Raw genomic sequence first — 15,564 nt, 5'->3', positions numbered from 1 at the left:
ACTCTGATTTACGCACTGAATTTATGGATTTTATGCACCAAACTGAAACGGTTCAGCTACTATAAAAGCAGATTACGAGAAAAAAAGCATAATGGCAAGCGCCATTCATCACACTGTAGAGGAAAAATTGAATAAAAAAAGAGCGCATTCGCTCCAAAATTGATTCGAATGCGCTTAAGAGAATAATTTGCCGATTATTTCAGCAGAGCGGTTGCCTTAGAAACGACGTTTTCAACAGTGAAACCAAACTCTTTGAACAGAGCATCAGCAGGTGCTGATTCACCGAAAGTATTCATACCGACGATATCGCCGTTGATACCAACGTATTTAAACCAGTAATCAGCAATACCCGCTTCGATGGCAACACGAGCAGAAACCGCCGCAGGCAGTACTGCTTCACGGTATGCCGCATCCTGCTTGTCGAAAGCATCAGTGGACGGCATGGAAACAACGCGAACCTGACGGCCTTCTGCACTCAGTTGTTCAGCCGCTTTCACAGCCAGTTCAACTTCAGAGCCTGTTGCAATCAGGATCAATTCAGGCTGACCTGCGCAATCTTTCAGGATATAAGCGCCTTTCTCGATATTCGCCAGTTGCTCAGCAGTACGTGCTTGCTGTGCCAGATTCTGGCGGGAGAAGATCAGAGAAGTTGGGCCATCTTTACGTTCAATCGCATATTTCCATGCAACCGCAGATTCAACCTGATCACATGGACGCCATGTGCTCATGTTTGGCGTTACGCGCAGGCTGGCGATTTGTTCAACTGGCTGATGGGTTGGGCCATCTTCACCCAGACCGATAGAATCGTGGGTATAAACGAAGATGCTGCGGATTTTCATCAATGCTGCCATGCGAACGGCATTACGGGCATATTCCACAAACATCAGGAATGTTGCACCATAAGGCACAAAACCGCCATGCAGTGCGATACCGTTCATGATGGCAGACATACCGAATTCACGTACACCGTAGTGAATGTAGTTACCGTCCTGTACTTCATTCAGTGGCTTAGAACCAGACCACATGGTCAGGTTACTTGGTGCCAGGTCAGCGGAACCACCCATGAATTCCGGCAGAACTTTACCAAACGCTTCCAACGCATTTTGTGAGGCTTTACGGCTTGCAATGGAGGCGGGGTTCTGTTGTAAGTTTTCAATGAATGCCTTGGATTCAGCTTCCCAGTTCTCTGGCAATTCACCGCTGGTGCGACGGGTGAATTCTGCCGCCAGTTCAGGATACGCCTGCGCATAGGCAGCAAACGTCTCTACCCATGCTGCTTCTTTGGCCTTACCGGCTTCCTGAGCATTCCAGCCAGCATAAATGTCCTGAGGAACTTCAAACGCAGGATGTTCCCAACCCAGTGCTTTGCGGGTTGCTTCGATTTCAGCATCACCTAATGGAGCACCGTGGCATTCTTCTTTGCCTGCTTTGTTTGGAGAGCCAAAGCCGATAATCGTTTTACACATCAACAGAGATGGTTTGCCTGTCTCTTTGCGTGCGGCTTCGATAGCGGCTGCAATTGCATCAGAGTCATGGCCGTCTACGCCACGGATAACATGCCAGCCGTATGCTTCAAAGCGTGCTGCGGTATCATCAGTAAACCAACCTTCAACTTCACCATCAATCGAGATACCGTTGTCATCATAGAAAGCGATCAATTTGCCCAGTTTCAGCGTACCCGCCAAAGAGCACACTTCATGAGAGATCCCTTCCATCATGCAACCGTCACCCATGAACACATAAGTGTAGTGATCGACGATATCATGACCAGGACGGTTAAACTGTGCTGCCAGTGTACGTTCTGCAATCGCAAACCCTACGGCATTGGCGATACCCTGTCCCAGTGGGCCAGTGGTCGTTTCTACGCCTGCCGTATAGCCATATTCCGGGTGACCAGGGGTTTTGGAATGCAGTTGACGGAAATTCTTCAAATCATCGATGGAAACATCATAACCTGTCAGGTGCAGCAAGCTGTAAATCAGCATGGAGCCGTGGCCGTTAGATAACACGAAGCGGTCACGATCAGCCCAATTAGGATTGGAAGGGTTATGGTTCAGATAATCGCGCCACAGCACTTCGGCAATGTCAGCCATTCCCATTGGTGCGCCAGGATGCCCTGATTTTGCTTTCTGCACAGCGTCCATGCTCAAGAAGCGGATAGCATTAGCAAGGGTTTTACGAGTGGTCATTCTTTACTCCAAGTCGGATAAAAGCGTTAGTGAACTAAGAACTAATTTTCGCAGCGCAGCATACAAACCGCAATCATTAATGCCAGATTAAGGGAAACTATCTTAATTTCCTTTTGGCAAAAATTCTTTGATTTACCCCGTTGTTTAGGCGCGTTCTCAGGCCAATGTGTGCAACCAAGGGTAAATTTGCGCAAACAGGGGATAATTCCACACTGTGATTTGCGCAATAGGAAAGTGATTATTAAACACGATACTTAACAAGTTAATCAAGACCAAAAAAGCGAGTTTTTCTGCCAAGCCAGCATCATGATATAAGAGTGATAATCACTGGCGGCTAAAAACATTTACTCATTCAAAGAACGGTAGATTTCATAATTTTCATCAACAAAACAAACCAGATTCACGTGCAATATATTTTGATTGGCTAACAAACCCGAATGAATTACCTTAAAAGCGATTTCAGTGGTATCACCCTGAATGATATTAATTTTTTTATTAATCCAATTACCAGACTTCATTATAATATTCCCCAAAAAAGATTATTGATAAAGTTTATTGTAAATTTATTTCATATAACACATTGGTTAAATATTATCATCCGATTTATTCTATTAGAATAGATAAAAACTCGTTAAAAACATCCAGAATGGAATTAGAAATCCTCAAAATAATTACCCCTCCATTATCACTCCGATATAAAAATACAGTTATTCCTCCTGAAAAATAAAATAATTACCAAAAGACATCAAACCAATAAACGTTAATTATTGGATGATAAAAAAAAGTGATTTGAAACAACGATAAAAAAAGGCGAGCTTATTACTTCATATTTATTCTTCATCATTAAAAATAACCAAGGAAAAAACATGAATAAAATAATAATTTTTATCTTTTCATTTCTATTAGGTTTGCAATTATCTTTCGCTGATGTTAATTCAATACAAACACAATCTGGTTATAACCTGGTGGATGAGTTAAAGCAAAGATATAACGACACTCGAAATAATTGTGGAGATGAAGATCAACCTGCGTTTTTATGCTCCGGGATTATATTAAGAGGAACAGTTCCTTCAAATGATTATCACTCCTGGAATCCCAGCCCACACTCACAAGGTAGTGGTGGTGTCTCATTTTCTTATCTGAGAACTGATTCTAAACTTATTACATTAGATGCTGGTTACTCAAATGGATTCATTTTTTCTCCTTATTTGTCAACATCAGCAAATAATAAAAAACATCCTGAATCCCTCTGTTATTTTCCTGTCAACGCTGATTCGTTCGACAGGGCTGAAAAAGGATGTGGTGTTTCCTCAGGTATTCCACAAAGTGCCCCTTGTCAACAGCAAGGAATTACTACCGCACAACAATGGATAACACAATGGGTAAACAATGGAAGTGATGAACAATATCAGTGTGGTTTTGATGTAACCATTAAATCAGGAGAGAACCATGCTGATGCTTTCATGCAGGGCATTCAGGCTCGTTTACAGCTCTCATTGGCAATAAATAATGAATTAATTTTGGCTACCTGGCCTCAAAATATCCCCAATGAACTTCCTCTTGAAGCTTTCTTTTATCTTTCTGGAGGATTAGCAGGGGCACAGCATGACCAAAAAGATTTTTATCAAGTAACAGGAAAAGTTGTACCTATAATACAGATAGGACTTCCTTCTGATTATAGCCAAGATGCAACGTTTTCCTATAATCCAGAAGATCAAATCATCTTTAACTAATAGAAAATGCTCTATCCAGATATGGAGAAAAATCAAACAACAGCAGCTCACCAGAATGGTGAAACAATCAGAGATTATAGGGTTACAAGCAGTGGCTGCTGGAAAACATACGCGATATTCAATATTCCTAATGATTGGGTAATAGAGAATCAAGGAAAAAAAGCCACAGTTAATTATTCTGTGGATAATATAGCCAGAACTGAATATTAACTCCTTCAGATATTAGGACAATAATTTAATAACGTCATTTGGTTATTTATGGAAGAAGTAAATAGTCATAATATGGAATTAAAAAACACAGCCCCTATTTTTTGGGGCTTTCTTTATCAAGAATAGCTTGTTGTTGATATATTTAGTGGAGGAACTCATATACCAAGCATTGATTTATTTGTATATTACAAGTCACCTTTTATCTCAAGCCTAACCAAAAATGCCCAAATCAAACATAACATCCGATTCAACATCAACACTCACTATAATCCAATCAGACTCTATCAATACCAAAAAAAATGGTCTTATTCACTTATTGCAAAATTGCGTCGAAAGTGATGCTTCCATCGGCTTTATTGCACCGCTGGCAGAAAACGAGGCAGCACAATACTGGCAAGGTGTAGAAACCGAACTCACTTCCGGTCATCGTCTATTACTGGTTGCACTGGAAGGTGAAAATATCGCGGGCTCAGTACAGCTTTCCCTCTGCAAGAAAAAGAATGGGTTACACCGTGCCGATGTGGAAAAATTGATGGTACACACCGCCTGCCGCCAACGCGGAATTGGCAGAATACTGATGGAAGAACTCGAACGGTTGGCAAAACAGTATCAACGTAGTTTGTTGGTCTTGGATACACGCACGAATGATCCAGCCTCAACATTGTATCAAAAACTCGGTTTCATTGAAGCCGGACAAATTCCGAATTTTGCCCTCAATTCCAACGGTGAATTATCAGGAACAACGTATTTTTATAAGTTAATTTGAAGTGTTGATCGCCTGTGAGAAGCGGAAAAAGAAAAGCCCTGAGTTAAAAACTCAGGGCATCTATCAATAATGGTAGCGACAGGCTGCAATCATTATTTGATCTTCTTCAACCGAGTACACCAAACGATGTTCTTCAGTGATACGCCTCGACCAGAATCCGGCCAAATTATATTTTAATGGCTCTGGTTTACCAATACCTTCGAAAGGGTGGCGATGTATGTCTTTAATAAGTTGATTAATACGTTTCAGTATTACCTTATCTGTTTGTTGCCAGTAAAGATAATCTTCCCAAGAACTACCGGAAAAGGTAATTTTCATCAATCTAAATCCAATTCCTTAACCAGCCCCTTTCCTGAACGTAATTCTGCGATTGAATCCATTAAACGATTTGCATTATTGGGCGAACGCATTAAATACGCCGTTTCCTGCAATGATTCATAATCAGACAAAGACATCAATACACAGCTTTCCCCATTTTTTCGGGTAATAATGGCAGGGCTACAATCATTGACTACGCTGATCATAGTTTCGGAAAGATGTTGCCTGGCTTCACTATAGGTTAAGACTTTCATTATGACTGTCCCATTTTAATTTGTTGACAATGCACACTAATCAACCAACTCAGTTGTACAATATATTGACGGATATATTTTAGTCAACATTTATGGGGTGATAATTCAACAATAAATCATGAAAGCATGAATCCCCAACGTTCCAAGATCGAGCTTTTTTATCTACTTTAGAAAATGTATTTTTAACTGAGTGTTTTTAACGAATGTATTTTCGTGGAAAAAGAAAAAGCCCTGAGTTTTTAACTCAGGGCTTATAAATTCTGGCGGTGCGGACGGGACTCGAACCCGCGACCCCCGGCGTGACAGGCCGGTATTCTAACCAACTGAACTACCGCACCGCATGGCGTTCTGGTTGAGAACGGGGTGGATAATACGAGCCGGAGCGTAATCCGTCAATCACTTTTTATAACAAAATGGTTCACTTGCACAGTTTTTCGCCTTAATAAGATGTTTTTCCTATCTTGCTACTGTTTTGTCAATGCAATTGTTCAGGTTTTAAACGCCAAAGACAGCTTCCCCCTTTCTTTTCCACTAAATCCAGACGAGATTCATGTTGAATTAATTCCTCATCAGAAGCATAGACAATTCTCAGACCAGCCTGAGGACGCGTAATTTTCTGGATTTCTGCAATCTGGGAGTTACCTGATACTTCCCCTTCCATCGAAAAAGCCAGTGATGTCTGGCCGCCGGTCATCGCCAGATAAACATCAGCCAGAATCTCGGCATCAAGCAATGCCCCGTGGAGAGTGCGTTTTGAGTTATCGATATGATAACGATCACACAACGCATCAAGATTATTACGCTTGCCGGGGAAAAGTTTCCTTGCCAACATCAAGCTATCGGTGATCGTACAGAAGTCAGCAGTTGGGGGAATATCACGTTTCAGTTTACCGAACTCATAATCCATAAAGCCGATATCGAACGTTGCGTTATGGATAATCAGTTCAGCCCCACGAATAAATTCAATGAATTCATCGGCAATATCGGCAAATTTCGGTTTATCCTGCAAAAATTCATCACTAATGCCGTGAACTTCAAACGCTTCCGGATCAACCAAACGTTCCGGTTTAATGTAAATATGAAAATGACGCCCCGTCAGACGACGGTTAATCACTTCCACTGCACCAATTTCAATGATGTTGTGTCCCTCATAGTGAACACCTAACTTATTCATACCTGTTGTTTCGGTATCGAGAACGATTTGGCGGGTAATTGCAGTGCTCATAGTGTTTTTTTGTGTCAGACTTAGAGTTTTGATTAAAGATGATATAGGAAGAGTCTACCAAAGATGAACAAACAGGTAGAAATTTTCACCGATGGTTCTTGCCTCGGTAATCCCGGCCCCGGAGGATATGGCGTTCTGCTCCGTTACCAACAGACTGAAAAAATGCTGAGCAAAGGTTATTTCCGCACTACCAACAATCGCATGGAGTTAATGGCCGCCATTGCCGGGCTTGAAGCCCTCAAACACCCCTGCACCGTTATCCTGACAACTGACAGCCAATATGTACGTCAGGGAATCACCCAGTGGATCCACAACTGGAAAAAACGGGGCTGGAAAAAAGCAGATAAATCTCCTGTCATCAATGTTGATCTCTGGCTGCGACTCGATGAAGCCATCTCTCACCATGATGTTGACTGGAGGTGGGTCAAAGGCCATGCGGGGCATCGGGAAAATGAGTTATGTGATGAACTTGCCCGCACAGCCGCTAATAGCCCTACTCAAACTGATAATGGTTATATAGAAAGTGAAAATTAACCTGTTAATTAATGGCGTCGGTGAAAATTTTTCACCGCCCCTAACGCATTACTGAATTTCGGTTTCAACAACCTTGCCCGCATGGGGTTTAACGTCAGGGGGATTGTCCGCTTGCGGGCAATAATGACACTCAAACACCCAAACATCAATTCAATTGAGTTATAAAAATGCCCTCTGCTTTGCCATGGCAAAACATGAAAATTAGCATGATGAACAATTTCGTAGTTTAAAAGGCGAAGCCAATCCAATTGACGAAACATAGAAAACATTTGGGCACGGCAAGGCTGCCAACGGCAGATGGGCGCAACTATTTTTCTTACCCCTAATACACTTATCGGATTAAAACCACTGATAATCAACCAACCATCATCGATCATCACTCTATCCACTTCCCTCAACAACCAATGAGGATCAATGCTATAAGTCAGCATATGTGCCAACAAACAAGCATCAACAGATTTAGCTGCAAAAGGAAGATAATGGGGATCAGTTATCACATTCATATTTTCCCCCTGTAATCCGATGTTGACCTGATGGCTTATCAAACAGGAACGACTGTCAATTTCCGCACTTAAGTTGCCGACTTTCAACAAATGAAAGCCAAACATTTTTGGCCACCACAGTTCCAATTGACGTTCCAGAGCAACACGGTAATATTCTCCCCACGGTAACTCAACCCAAGAAACAGGAGGGATTATTTGTTTGATCGAACGTGCTGAACGCATGTCATCTTCCTTTCAATCTATGATAAACCTACTACGAAAATGAGGCATACAATGGAGCTTATCAGGATCCCTGCCCTTTCAGATAACTACATTTGGTTACTTTGTGATGAAGACAAGCATTGTGTCATTATCGACCCCGCAGAATCACAGCCTGTCATTGACATTCTAGCAGCAAATCAACTTATTCCTTTGGCGATACTGCTAACACACCATCACCATGATCATGTTGGCGGTGTGCCGGGTTTGCTCATAAAACATCCCGGATTACCTGTATATGGCCCTGAAGAAACACAAAACAAAGGGGCAACCCATATTGTTCATGATAATGACATTATTGAGATTAAACGGTTTTCTTTCCGTATTATGGAATTGCCAGGCCATACACTTGGTCATATTGCATTCTATCAGGCCCCCTATCTATTTTGTGGAGACACGCTCTTTTCTGGCGGTTGCGGGCGGTTATTTGAAGGTACAGCCGAACAGATGTTCTCTTCCCTTGCGAAAATTTCATCGTTACCCGATGACACATTGATCTGTTGTGCTCATGAATATACCGCAGCAAATATGGCATTTGCAAAAACAGTATTACCTGAAAATCAAACTATTCATGATTATGCTAAAAAGATACTTAAGTTACGTGAAAATCATCAGGCAACAGTTCCCACAACTTTACAAACAGAGAAAAAAATCAATGTTTTCTTAAATTGTCACCACATTGATTTACAAAAAAATATCGGCATCAAACCGAATTCAATGCCACTTTCTTCTGTTTTTCAGCAGTTAAGAACTTATAAAGATCAATTTTAATTTTGTTGGGTTGTCTTCTGCGTGATTGGTCAGTATCATCGCTCACCTTTTAGGCAAACATCAAAAGAGAACATGAAGACAAAAGCGATCTTATTCGCCTCTGTTCTGCTTGCCGGTTGTCAATCGAGTCTGCAACAAAAGACTCCTTCCCAGCAGCATGTACAGAAGATGTCTTCGACGAATCAGAAAACAGACGGTATTGCAGAGCCAGAGGATTCTGCAAACTGGAAGGTGAGTCCGACAACCCAACAAGATTTGTGGGGACATATCCGTGATGAGTTGAAGATGGACATTCCTGATAACAGCAGGGTGCGCGAACAACAAAATGACTACCTGAAACACAAGAGCTATCTCCAAAATGTGACGTTACGGGCAGAACCGTACATCTATTGGATAGTTGAGCAGCTTGACGAACGAAATATGCCAATGGAACTGGTTCTGCTGCCCATAGTGGAGAGTGCTTTTAATCCCCATGCCACCTCTTATGCCCAGGCGGCTGGTTTATGGCAGATTATCCCAAGTACCGGCCGCCATTACGGCCTGACGCAGGATAAATGGTACGATGGCCGACGCGATATTGCAGCTTCAACAACAGTCGCACTTGATATGCTTGAGTATCTGAACAAGCGGTTCAATGGAGACTGGTTACTCACCATCGCTGCTTACAACAGTGGTGAAGGCCGGGTGATACGTGCAATCAAAGATAATCAGGCAAAAGGAAAGCCAACTGATTTTTGGTCATTGTCGCTGCCACGTGAAACAATGCACTACGTTCCCAAAATATTGGCGCTAAGTAACATTATCCGTCATGACAAAAAATATGCTTTCAAGTTGCCAAAACCTAACAACCAGAAAGCATTGGCTAAGGTTGAGGTAGGGCAACAAATCACGTTGTCACAAGCGGCTGAACTCTCTGGATTATCATTGTCATCAATCAGGGCATATAACCCGGGTTATAAACAAGGCATGACTTCCCCTCATGGGCCGCATTACATCATGCTGCCACAAAAGAGCGTTAACCAGTTTAAGACTTCATTAACTGATGAAAGCGTTTTGAAAAATATTCGGCTGTCTGTCGCTCACAATACTCACCAGCTACAGCAACAAGGCCAATATAAGGTTCGTGCCGGAGATACACTGTCAGCGATTGCAAAACGCTTCAATACAACTCATAAAGAGTTGCAAAGATTGAACAACTTGAAAACAGCTCATCGACTCAAGATTGGGCAGGTATTGAAAATCGATAACAGCAGCCCTGTTACTTATCATGTACGCAAAGGTGATTCGTTTTTTAGCATCGCCAAACACCACGGCGTGAATATTAATGATCTGATGAGTTGGAATAAAAACATCAAAATCAAAGAAATGAAACCCGGCATGGCGCTAACACTTTATCTTAATTAAGTAAGTTTATTCTCTCCAGCATGGCTCCCTGTTCTTTTGGATAGGGAGTTATTTTATTCCGGCCTGGCAGGCGCAACATTGCCATTTGAGGTTTCTCTCCGCATTGAAAATAGAGAGTATATACAAAGAACAACACTTTGAATATGTGACCTAGATCAGCGTATATTTTATATTCCATCTGTTTTGTATAATATTATTGCTGCTTATAGTAGATTGGAATAAGGTTATTACGTCTATTTGATTTTCAATAATAAATATCAAATGAAGTAAAAATTTCAAAATGTAATAATCTTGATATATTACATTATAATTATTTGTATAGAGGTTCTCTCACAAGGCAGCTCAAAAACAATCAAAGCTTCAAAATCACTTCTAAAAAATATTTACATACTTAAACAGAACAGTAGAAACAATGAATGAAGGAAAAATTTTTCCAAAAAGTTTATTTTAGAAAATAATCTCAATTGATTTACCACAAACCCTATACCGGAAATTATAGCAAATTAAAAAACAAGGAATAAAAAATGAATAAGCAAGCTCAATTAGTCATGTTTACAGGTGGACGGGACAGCACTCTAGTCGCAGTACATCTAATGCTAAAAAGCGTTCCAGTGCATTTATTTACAGCCAGCAGTGGTTGTTCGCTACACAGAGGAATTCTTAACCACCGAGTACAAGAGCTAAAAGACAGATTCGGCGATCTTGTCGTTTCGCATAAGATTGAAGATATAAGCGGATCTTTTCGCACTCTAGCCATTGAAACTTTAGAAGATGATATACTAAAAGATAAAAAAAACCTCGTTCTTCTTGGTGAAAAAATTGCAATTCATGCACACATTATTGACTACTGTATGCGACATGGAATCAAAATTATTAATGATGGAATCACTCATTATCAGAAAGAATTTCCTGAGCAAAGGCTAATAGCAAAAGAGTATTTTGTCGAGTTTATGAAAGGATATGGCATTGAATACAATAGCCCCATATACGAATTTGCCCAATCACAAGACGATGTAAAATATCGTTTATTGCAAGCAGGTATCTCTACTAAATCTTTAGAAGGAATTTCAATTTTCGCCGATAGCTTCACACCAGCTTCTGACGAAACCATCCTTGACTATCTAAAGAGAAAAGAAAGTAAATGCAGGGATATAATTGAATTCCTTACTGGTGGTATTGTTGTCAAGGCTGTGGAAGAATGTTGTTAAAAGTAAACTAAATATGATGGAGGTTTTATGATAAGAAAATGCGCTGCCATAGTTATCAGGAATAAAAAGTTACTTGTAGTTAGGAAACATAAAACCTCCATATATATATCACCCGGTGGTAAAATTGAAAGTAATGAGTCTCAGATTGAATGTTTACTTCGTGAAATACAAGAGGAAATTGGTGTCACATTTGTCAACCCTATTCATTTTAGCGTCGATTACTCAAAATCTGTTTTTGAAAATGAACCCATTGAAATTAATTCATGGTTAATTGATATAAAAGGAATCCCTTCCCCCTGTTCAGAAATCGCTGATTTAAGGTGGATCACATCAAAAGACGCCGAAAAAATGCAAATAGGAAATATTTTTAAAGAGGCCATTATCCCAAAACTCAAAAAAATCGGCTTGATAGAATAATGAACTTCCTAGATGATTCAGCGATAAATTCAAAACTTTTAGCATTTACCTCTAAAGATAAGGGTAATGATAACTACTATAAAAAAGTCAACATTATTCGGAAAGAAATAAAGAAAAATCTTAGGGAGCATTTACAGCTCGAACATGAAGAAATATTCCTATTGAATAATAGCACTCATTGTTTACTGAATGTAATCTATGGGCTAAATATGAATTCTGTCTCTATATCGATTAGAGAAGGTTGCTACGCTCCATTTAATAATATTACAACAATTCCCTTTTCACACTCTATTCCATTATTAACACATATCGACCCACAAACAGGAGCAATTTGCTCATTAAAAGAATCTGATTTTGTTTTAGATGCAGCTCAATCTATAGGTACTATATGGTATCATAAAATTGCCACGTCCTCTAAGATACTATTTTTTCCATTACATAAACATCTGGCTATTCAGGCTGGTTTAGGCGTTCTTTGTGTTCAAGATAAAAATCATTACCCAGAGATATCAAAAATAGCAAGAATATCTGAATCAGGTACAGTTAATATTAGAACGTATAATGATACACTAGTTAAATTAAAAAACGATCCCCAAATTTTTAATGTTGCTTACTTCAGCTTAATCGATAACGAGATAAATCAATTAGAAGAAATAGGTTTTAAATGTATCACTCCATTAAACTCAAAAACTCCATTTGTTATTTTTCAGTCTAATTTTAATTTAGACAATACACCTTACAATAGAAACTCCGTTATAACTATGAAAAAAATAGGGGAAATGAGTTATAGATTCAGTTGCTATAAAAATGGTAATATCAACTCAGAGCCAATTAATTGTAACTCACAATTAATTAAATATATACAAGGATTATTATGAATACTGTAAACCATACTGCCAAAATAGGTTACCTATGTGCCCTTTTAGGTGGAATCACTCTAAGTTTTGATACTGTTTTTATACGAGCTATCAATTTCAGCCCAGATCAAATTGCATTTTGGCGTTCTTTTTCCATGTCACTGCCAATGATATTAATTATTGTATTTTCTTTTTTTAAAGGGAAAAATAAAATTAAAAAAGAGGTAGTATATAATAAGGATTTTCTCCTTGCTTCTTTTTTCTACGGTTTATCATCAGTATTATTTCCGATCTCTGCAATGACAACATCCATCTCAAATATGTTGTTTATAATCAGCACGGCTCCACTCTGGGCCGCTATATTTTCATGGGTTGTTACTAAAGAGATTGTAAGCCGCATAACGGTATTGTCATTTGTTATTTCTATAGTAGGGATAACTATCGTAATGTTTGGTTCCCAAACGAGTCTTTCTGTATCCATTGGGGATATTACTGCCTTACTGACAGCAATGTCTATGGCTGCTGCTTTCGTCGTTGGCCGGGTTAGTAAAAAAGATCTATCTTTAACCCCTTCTATTGGAGCAATATTTTCCACTGTATTGTTATATTTTTATTTTGATATTAACTTCGCCATTTCATTATCCAAGTTTTTTTTAATTTTAATAGAAGGATCTGTAATAGTATTTTTAGCCCTTACATTGATAGCTAAATCTTCAAAACTAATACCCTCCCCTCATCTGGGTTTTTTCTTACTGTTAGAAGCAGTTCTTGGCCCAATTTGGATATGGATTACCTTTGGCGACATTCCTAGTGCTTATACATTTATCGGTGGAAGTATTATTCTCATTGCTTTAATTACGAATAGTTTACATGCCATTATGACATTAAAAGTTTCCAAATCTGAATAATTATTGATGAATTTGATTCATGAAAAAATTTACCACTACTATCAGAAAATCATGGTTAAAAGACATGATTTGCTGAATTTTATATAGAATAAAGCCAGAACATAACTAAAATACAATGGCTTTACTGATTTGTTTATAAAGGTTAGGAGAAATATAAATTGACTTCATTAAAATCAAACAAAAATAACCTCCCCGATGTTTTTACTGAAATTAAAGACTATCTCCTACTCCCCTCAGGGTTTCAACTAGGCAGCACTCCTTATTGTGAAACAGAAAGCCGTGATTATAGTGCCATACGCTTTCAACTAAACGGGAAGTCGATCGTATTTCGTCAAGGTAAGATCACCCCCAATAAACAAGGTCAATTTGTCACACTCTGGAAACGGCCTACACCAAATTCAGACATAACGCCTTTTGAACAAAGTGATGATATTGATTTCTGTTTAATAGCCACGTTTTCTGAGACGCACGCACTATCATAACTAAATGAAATGATAAAAATTGCTCTCAAGCGCATTTTCAATGAAACGTTGCATAATCAATTTTCCTGATTTTTGCCAGTTGACAGACACAGCAACGTTGCACTATAAGACCTAAAGTTAACTTGAGGTCAATAGAGATGGTAAAAAATAAACACATTGATTTCAATCGCGCCTTGACCATTGGCGAAGTTTCAAAACGCAGTGGAGTCGCGATATCAGCGATTCACTTTTATGAAGCAAAAGGGCTAATCAAAAGTTCACGCAGCCACGGCAATCAGCGTCGTTTTCCTTCCGTTGTCCTGCGTTATCTTGCGATTATTAAGGCTGCTCAAAGTACCGGGATACCCCTTAAAGAAATTCAGGCCGTTTTATGTCAGTTCCCTCCCAACAGTAATTTGACCGCAGAACAATGGCAGATAGTTTCTTCACAATGGCGGGATATGTTGGATAAACGCATCAAGATATTGACCCGGTTACGCAATGATTTAAATAGCTGTATCGGCTGCGGCTGCCTTTCACTCACAGACTGCCCTTTACGCAACCCGAATGATATTTTGGGAGAAAAAGGAACTGGGGCAATTATTTTGGAAAAGCTTTAGAAAGTCACATAGCTATTAATCAGAGACAGGCTCTAAAAAATTTAGTTTTAAGATATGGAATTCTTTTTAAGGAATATTTTGAAGTTATTTCTAATCTTTTGTTCAAATTATAAATATTATCCCTACTCATAGAGGTATTTTTATGAAAAAGATGGCAATTTTAGTAGCATTAATTTCAGGAACTGCATTACCTTCCGTAATAGCAGCAGAAAGAACCATTGAGATACAGAGTTTCACCTCTGTTAACGTGCAAAATGGTATTGCTTTAACAATAAAATGCGCGACAACGCCTTCATTAAAAGCCAAAGGAACGCAATCTTCCATCAATAAACTCAATATCAGTCGTGATAACGATACACTTAATCTGATTAACGAAGCGGCTAAAGAAGATAATTTTCTCACCTCAGGCGTTAAAATTACGCTATACACTGACAAGCCACTGAAGAATTTATCCACTAAATCCGGGGTAAAAACGCAAGTGGACGCTTGTGCCGTCGATAGTGAAAATCTGGCAGTTTCAGGTGAAATGGGTAGCAAAATTGATGTTGCAGGTAAAACCAAGTACCTTGATCTTACTCTGGAAATGGGGGCTGTATTTAATAAAAGCGCTCAGAAATTCAGTGCCAATTCCGCCAAAGTGAATTTAAGTATGGGAGCATCTGCTTCTCTCTGCCATATTCCCCAAATCACTGCCAGCCTGACAGCGGGAACTCAGATCTTTGTCGATGAAGACGCTGTAGTTAAAACAACAGATAATTTCGCCAGCGAAATTTCTACGGATGTCTGCTCCTGAATATAATAGCTTTTAATTATATTTTTCAACATCACTCAGTCTATTTTTCGTGCCCTAATAAATCACTAAAGAGCAGGCTGAGTGAAAAATTAAGTACAGTTAAAAATAGAAACAATTCCATTTTAACACCCACAA

General features: G+C 39.3%; 18 protein-coding genes and 1 tRNA gene. 12 read left to right on the top strand and 7 right to left on the bottom strand.

Translation table 11 applies throughout. The features are described 5' to 3' along the window. Positions 1 to 194 precede the first annotated feature (194 nt). Together tkt and Xenpb_RS13410 are read right to left on the bottom strand one after the other, a co-directional pair. Complete coding sequence (gene tkt / locus Xenpb_RS13415; protein ID WP_187654784.1) at positions 195 to 2,189, bottom strand: transketolase; 1,995 nt, start codon at positions 2,187 to 2,189, stop codon at positions 195 to 197. 344 nt (positions 2,190 to 2,533) lie between these two features. After that, complete coding sequence (locus tag Xenpb_RS13410) at positions 2,534 to 2,707, bottom strand: hypothetical protein (RefSeq protein ID WP_187654783.1); 174 nt, start codon at positions 2,705 to 2,707, stop codon at positions 2,534 to 2,536. A gap of 348 nt (positions 2,708 to 3,055) precedes the next feature. On the opposite strand from Xenpb_RS13410, the gene Xenpb_RS13405 reads away from it, so the two are divergent. Together Xenpb_RS13405 and Xenpb_RS13400 are read left to right on the top strand one after the other, a co-directional pair. Further along, the gene (locus Xenpb_RS13405; RefSeq protein ID WP_187654782.1) at positions 3,056 to 3,922 is read left to right on the top strand and encodes a hypothetical protein; all 867 of its coding nucleotides are present in this window, start codon (positions 3,056 to 3,058) and stop codon (positions 3,920 to 3,922) included. A 430-nt stretch (positions 3,923 to 4,352) separates the two neighbouring features. Next, a complete protein-coding gene (locus Xenpb_RS13400; RefSeq protein WP_187654781.1) occupies positions 4,353 to 4,898 on the top strand; it encodes a GNAT family N-acetyltransferase in 546 nt (181 codons plus the stop codon). Between the two features lie 63 nt (positions 4,899 to 4,961). On the opposite strand, the gene Xenpb_RS13395 is transcribed toward Xenpb_RS13400, so the two are convergent. From Xenpb_RS13395 to dnaQ, 4 genes are all read right to left on the bottom strand, one after another. After that, the gene (locus Xenpb_RS13395; RefSeq protein WP_187654780.1) at positions 4,962 to 5,216 is read right to left on the bottom strand and encodes a Txe/YoeB family addiction module toxin; all 255 of its coding nucleotides are present in this window, start codon (positions 5,214 to 5,216) and stop codon (positions 4,962 to 4,964) included. Further along, positions 5,216 to 5,470, bottom strand: a complete 255-nt coding sequence (gene yefM / locus Xenpb_RS13390; RefSeq protein WP_047961408.1) for a YoeB-YefM toxin-antitoxin system antitoxin YefM — start codon at positions 5,468 to 5,470, stop codon at positions 5,216 to 5,218. The genes Xenpb_RS13395 and yefM overlap by 1 nt, the downstream gene beginning before the upstream one ends. A gap of 261 nt (positions 5,471 to 5,731) precedes the next feature. Then, a tRNA-Asp gene (locus Xenpb_RS13385) sits at positions 5,732 to 5,808 on the bottom strand. Positions 5,809 to 5,945: 137 nt separating this feature from the next. Beyond that, on the bottom strand, positions 5,946 to 6,695 hold the full coding sequence (gene dnaQ / locus Xenpb_RS13380) for a DNA polymerase III subunit epsilon (protein WP_187654779.1): 750 nt from the start codon (positions 6,693 to 6,695) through the stop codon (positions 5,946 to 5,948). Between the two features lie 63 nt (positions 6,696 to 6,758). Between dnaQ and rnhA the strand changes: the two genes are divergently transcribed. Next, the gene (gene rnhA, locus Xenpb_RS13375) at positions 6,759 to 7,229 is read left to right on the top strand and encodes a ribonuclease HI (protein WP_187654778.1); all 471 of its coding nucleotides are present in this window, start codon (positions 6,759 to 6,761) and stop codon (positions 7,227 to 7,229) included. Between the two features lie 8 nt (positions 7,230 to 7,237). Here rnhA and Xenpb_RS13370 read toward each other — a convergent pair whose 3' ends face one another. Then, positions 7,238 to 7,954 carry a methyltransferase domain-containing protein gene (locus Xenpb_RS13370; RefSeq protein WP_187654777.1) on the bottom strand — a complete coding sequence of 239 codons (717 nt, stop codon included), beginning with the start codon at positions 7,952 to 7,954 and terminating at the stop codon, positions 7,238 to 7,240. Positions 7,955 to 8,005: 51 nt separating this feature from the next. On the opposite strand from Xenpb_RS13370, the gene gloB reads away from it, so the two are divergent. From gloB to Xenpb_RS13325, 9 genes are all read left to right on the top strand, one after another. After that, a complete protein-coding gene (gloB, locus tag Xenpb_RS13365) occupies positions 8,006 to 8,761 on the top strand; it encodes a hydroxyacylglutathione hydrolase (RefSeq protein WP_187654776.1) in 756 nt (251 codons plus the stop codon). A 72-nt stretch (positions 8,762 to 8,833) separates the two neighbouring features. Beyond that, positions 8,834 to 10,165, top strand: a complete 1,332-nt coding sequence (gene mltD / locus Xenpb_RS13360) for a murein transglycosylase D (RefSeq protein WP_187654775.1) — start codon at positions 8,834 to 8,836, stop codon at positions 10,163 to 10,165. Positions 10,166 to 10,689: 524 nt separating this feature from the next. Beyond that, on the top strand, positions 10,690 to 11,373 hold the full coding sequence (locus Xenpb_RS13355) for a hypothetical protein (RefSeq protein WP_244170869.1): 684 nt from the start codon (positions 10,690 to 10,692) through the stop codon (positions 11,371 to 11,373). Between the two features lie 27 nt (positions 11,374 to 11,400). Next, complete coding sequence (locus tag Xenpb_RS13350) at positions 11,401 to 11,790, top strand: NUDIX domain-containing protein (protein ID WP_187654774.1); 390 nt, start codon at positions 11,401 to 11,403, stop codon at positions 11,788 to 11,790. After that, on the top strand, positions 11,790 to 12,668 hold the full coding sequence (locus tag Xenpb_RS13345) for a DUF6024 family protein (protein WP_187654773.1): 879 nt from the start codon (positions 11,790 to 11,792) through the stop codon (positions 12,666 to 12,668). The genes Xenpb_RS13350 and Xenpb_RS13345 overlap by 1 nt, the downstream gene beginning before the upstream one ends. Further along, complete coding sequence (locus tag Xenpb_RS13340) at positions 12,665 to 13,555, top strand: DMT family transporter (protein ID WP_187654772.1); 891 nt, start codon at positions 12,665 to 12,667, stop codon at positions 13,553 to 13,555. Before Xenpb_RS13345 ends, Xenpb_RS13340 begins: the two co-directional genes overlap by 4 nt. A 158-nt stretch (positions 13,556 to 13,713) precedes the next feature. Further along, the gene (locus Xenpb_RS13335; RefSeq protein ID WP_187654771.1) at positions 13,714 to 14,037 is read left to right on the top strand and encodes a MepB family protein; all 324 of its coding nucleotides are present in this window, start codon (positions 13,714 to 13,716) and stop codon (positions 14,035 to 14,037) included. 137 nt (positions 14,038 to 14,174) lie between these two features. Beyond that, positions 14,175 to 14,636 (top strand): redox-sensitive transcriptional activator SoxR, encoded by a 462-nt coding sequence (soxR, locus tag Xenpb_RS13330; RefSeq protein WP_187654770.1) that lies wholly within the window; start codon positions 14,175 to 14,177, stop codon positions 14,634 to 14,636. 142 nt (positions 14,637 to 14,778) lie between these two features. Next, the gene (locus tag Xenpb_RS13325; RefSeq protein WP_187654769.1) at positions 14,779 to 15,429 is read left to right on the top strand and encodes a DUF2807 domain-containing protein; all 651 of its coding nucleotides are present in this window, start codon (positions 14,779 to 14,781) and stop codon (positions 15,427 to 15,429) included. The last annotated feature ends 135 nt before the right edge of the window (positions 15,430 to 15,564 follow it).

Origin of the sequence: Xenorhabdus sp. PB62.4 (assembly GCF_014467285.1) — a bacterium.
GTDB lineage: Bacteria > Pseudomonadota > Gammaproteobacteria > Enterobacterales > Enterobacteriaceae > Xenorhabdus.
This window is presented reverse-complemented; position numbering and strand designations above follow the sequence as displayed.

Bases quoted from the DNA above. Each gene is read 5' to 3' on its own strand.
- Xenpb_RS13350 (WP_187654774.1), top strand. From the start codon at position 11,401: ATGATAAGAAAATGCGCTGCCATAGTTATCAGGAATAAAAAGTTACTT.
- soxR (WP_187654770.1), top strand. From the start codon at position 14,175: ATGGTAAAAAATAAACACATTGATTTCAATCGCGCCTTGACCATTGGC.
- Xenpb_RS13325 (WP_187654769.1), top strand. From the start codon at position 14,779: ATGAAAAAGATGGCAATTTTAGTAGCATTAATTTCAGGAACTGCATTA.
- Xenpb_RS13345 (WP_187654773.1), top strand. From the start codon at position 11,790: ATGAACTTCCTAGATGATTCAGCGATAAATTCAAAACTTTTAGCATTT.
- Xenpb_RS13370 (WP_187654777.1), bottom strand. From the start codon at position 7,954: ATGCGTTCAGCACGTTCGATCAAACAAATAATCCCTCCTGTTTCTTGG.
- Xenpb_RS13400 (WP_187654781.1), top strand. From the start codon at position 4,353: ATGCCCAAATCAAACATAACATCCGATTCAACATCAACACTCACTATA.
- mltD (WP_187654775.1), top strand. From the start codon at position 8,834: ATGAAGACAAAAGCGATCTTATTCGCCTCTGTTCTGCTTGCCGGTTGT.
- Xenpb_RS13410 (WP_187654783.1), bottom strand. From the start codon at position 2,707: ATGAAGTCTGGTAATTGGATTAATAAAAAAATTAATATCATTCAGGGT.
- tkt (WP_187654784.1), bottom strand. From the start codon at position 2,189: ATGACCACTCGTAAAACCCTTGCTAATGCTATCCGCTTCTTGAGCATG.
- Xenpb_RS13405 (WP_187654782.1), top strand. From the start codon at position 3,056: ATGAATAAAATAATAATTTTTATCTTTTCATTTCTATTAGGTTTGCAA.
- rnhA (WP_187654778.1), top strand. From the start codon at position 6,759: ATGAACAAACAGGTAGAAATTTTCACCGATGGTTCTTGCCTCGGTAAT.
- Xenpb_RS13395 (WP_187654780.1), bottom strand. From the start codon at position 5,216: ATGAAAATTACCTTTTCCGGTAGTTCTTGGGAAGATTATCTTTACTGG.
- dnaQ (WP_187654779.1), bottom strand. From the start codon at position 6,695: ATGAGCACTGCAATTACCCGCCAAATCGTTCTCGATACCGAAACAACA.
- Xenpb_RS13340 (WP_187654772.1), top strand. From the start codon at position 12,665: ATGAATACTGTAAACCATACTGCCAAAATAGGTTACCTATGTGCCCTT.
- Xenpb_RS13355 (WP_244170869.1), top strand. From the start codon at position 10,690: ATGAATAAGCAAGCTCAATTAGTCATGTTTACAGGTGGACGGGACAGC.
- yefM (WP_047961408.1), bottom strand. From the start codon at position 5,470: ATGAAAGTCTTAACCTATAGTGAAGCCAGGCAACATCTTTCCGAAACT.
- gloB (WP_187654776.1), top strand. From the start codon at position 8,006: ATGGAGCTTATCAGGATCCCTGCCCTTTCAGATAACTACATTTGGTTA.